Genomic DNA, 2,512 nt, shown 5'->3' on the forward strand with positions numbered 1-2,512 from the left:
AGATTAAATACAGTTTGTTAGCAGAATATCCAAGCTTTGAAGCCAATCTAGCAAGCAGTATTAAAAGTATGTCGGAGCGGCCTAGGAAGAGGAAATTACAACGATTTACAGATGATATTTCAATGTTGTTTAGGAGGCACCAGAGTGTATGAAATATCATCAACATGGCTTAAGTTGGCGCGTATGGATATATATGGATCGTATGGAAAGTAATCGGTTAATGATATGAGTGAATATATATACATATTAAGTAATCCATCCATGCCTAACCTTATAAAAGTTGGTAAAACTACTAAACATCCCTCGAAACGAATGTCTGAACTACATTCGACAGGTGTCCCTACTCCATTTGAATTAGAGTTCAGTGCGATGGTAGACAATTGTGGGGCTAGTGAGTTAGCAGCACATAGAGCATTAGCAAATTATCGAGTTACAGGTAATCGTGAGTTTTTTAGAATTTCCGTGAAAAAAGCTATTGAGCTAATTTTACCAGTAATTGGTAATTACAAGATTCATGATGTAAAACAAAGTCATGGTATAGATCAAATTTGTCAGGAATTAGTTCGTAGAGAAAATGAAAGGAGGAAAGTTGAGCTAGCTCAACAGATAGCGAGGAAGAGAGAAGATGATAGGCGAGAAGCAGAGCGTTTATCGAGACGTAAGCCAATAGAAGAAAAAATTGTCTCTTATGAACAAAAATTAAAGCAATTGGGACCACGACCAATTAAAGAAGAACTATCTGGTTTTGAAAACTTCTTATTCATGTGTCTCTTCCCACTACCATTTGGTTGGATATTCTGGTTAGGTGCCTTAAGTCTTTTTACTGGAGAAAGCCTAGTATTCGGTTGGTTATCTATTGGGGCTATTATCGGTGGATTTTTTGTATATCAGAAAGATAAAGAAATCGATGAGGCTTTTAATAAAGTAAATAAACCTTTTAAAGAGATTGATGAAAATTTAAATGAATTGCGTAAAGAGTTAGAAAAAATTTATTAATTTATGGGTTAGCGCTTTAAACGACATTTATTGTCGCTTAAAGCACTAACTATATTGCTAAAAAATTAGCAAAAAAATAAGGTTGTAGTTACTGAAATATATGAATAATCACCATGGATATATCTTATTTGAAGAGCACTATGACTCTGGATGAATTTCGAAAATCCTTAAGTGAGAGAGATTTAAAAGGTCTTGATTCTGAATTTACATATTCAACTAGAAAGTTGGTTTCTTTATTCAAAGCTGATGGTGCTCATTTAAATAGATGGTGGGTACTTACACCAGTAGAATGGTCTTGTCCTTGTTGTAAACGTTCGAAGTCTCAGATCGTACGTTTAAATAAAAATAACTACTTAACATGCCAGCTTCATGAACATCATGATCATATGGAAGAAGTAGTAAGAACATTATTTGAAAAGTATTCCACATCAAAAAAGCAACAAGTTGCTGATGAGCTTTCTGAAAGATTTGCCATCAAATCAGCATTTTCTTTATCTGCATACGATAAGACAATTGTTTGTTTTGACTGCAACAAAGCTGATGCAGATGCAAAAAAAATAGTTAAAGCACATAATTTTTTCTCCTTCTCTCCTAAAGAAATATCAGAATTTGTTATAGCTTCTCCAAATAAAGAACATCAAATTAATGAAGAAGTTGCAAAAAAAGTATGGGAACGAGTGCGGCCTATATTTCACATACGTATGGAAATGGCTGAAAGATTTGCCATGATTGCAGCAGAGAAGAAAGATTGGTATCAACCATCAGAGGAAACATCTAGACAGATAGAAAGACGTTCTAAATGGTTGTTTGAACATAATAATTTATTGGAAATTGATAAATACGAACCTGAAAAGATACTTTACAACACTGAACATTTTAAAGGTCCAAATAATTCTTGGAGATTAAAAGGTAATCCACTTATAACCAAAAGACCTTCTAAAGAAGAGTTATCTTATCTCATATCTACTAAAGGAAAATATTGGGAACGTTATGATGAGAATTGGAAATGCCCAGGTTGTTTTAGGCAGAAATATGAATGTGTAAGACCTTCAAATAAAAACAAATGGGTTCTGGAAATAAAGTCTGCACCACTATTTTTTGATGAGATCTTCGATATAAATAATCAAGCTGATCCAATGTGTATTGATTGTATGAATACCGCAATAGAGTTAGGTCGGGAAGTAATTAAACAAACAGGAGAATGTTTTGATTTCCCTAGTTCTGCTGTTACTTTAAGGGAATTAAGACAAGTTGTAATACCTAGACCTCATTCTAAGCATTTGTTTAAAAATCAAATCATTGATCAAATTATTCCTAGTATGGTAAGCAGGTTTAAGGAATTTTTAGAGCAAGATAAAGCTAAATAAGTAGTAAAAAAGCGTAGGAGGAGGTAGTGTTCAAAAAACTGTGTCATTTCCTTAAACTGTTAAAAACAGGAATGATGCATTATGGCAACTACATTTGATTTTGAAACAGCCTTAAAACAACTCCAGTCAGGACAAGCACTGACTGGAGA

General features: G+C 33.5%; 2 protein-coding genes. Both read left to right on the top strand.

Annotation, left to right across the window (positions count from 1 at the left end; translation table 11 throughout):
• Positions 1-225: 225 nt before the first annotated feature.
• Entirely contained in the window at positions 226-996 is a 771-nt protein-coding gene (locus ACEO2X_RS13690; RefSeq protein WP_087545979.1) for a GIY-YIG nuclease family protein, read from the top strand.
• Positions 997-1,136: 140 nt separating this feature from the next.
• Positions 1,137-2,363: a hypothetical protein gene (locus ACEO2X_RS13695; protein ID WP_371972152.1), complete on the top strand. Its 1,227-nt coding sequence runs from the start codon at positions 1,137-1,139 to the stop codon at positions 2,361-2,363.
• Positions 2,364-2,512 lie beyond the last annotated feature (149 nt).

This window comes from Acinetobacter sp. AL9 (assembly GCF_041464035.1).
In the GTDB taxonomy this organism is placed as follows: Bacteria; Pseudomonadota; Gammaproteobacteria; order Pseudomonadales; family Moraxellaceae; genus Acinetobacter; species Acinetobacter towneri.

Excerpts from the sequence above, each read along its gene's own strand:
- ACEO2X_RS13695 (WP_371972152.1), top strand. The coding sequence starts at position 1,137 with ATGACTCTGGATGAATTTCGAAAATCCTTAAGTGAGAGAGATTTAAAA.
- ACEO2X_RS13690 (WP_087545979.1), top strand. The coding sequence starts at position 226 with ATGAGTGAATATATATACATATTAAGTAATCCATCCATGCCTAACCTT.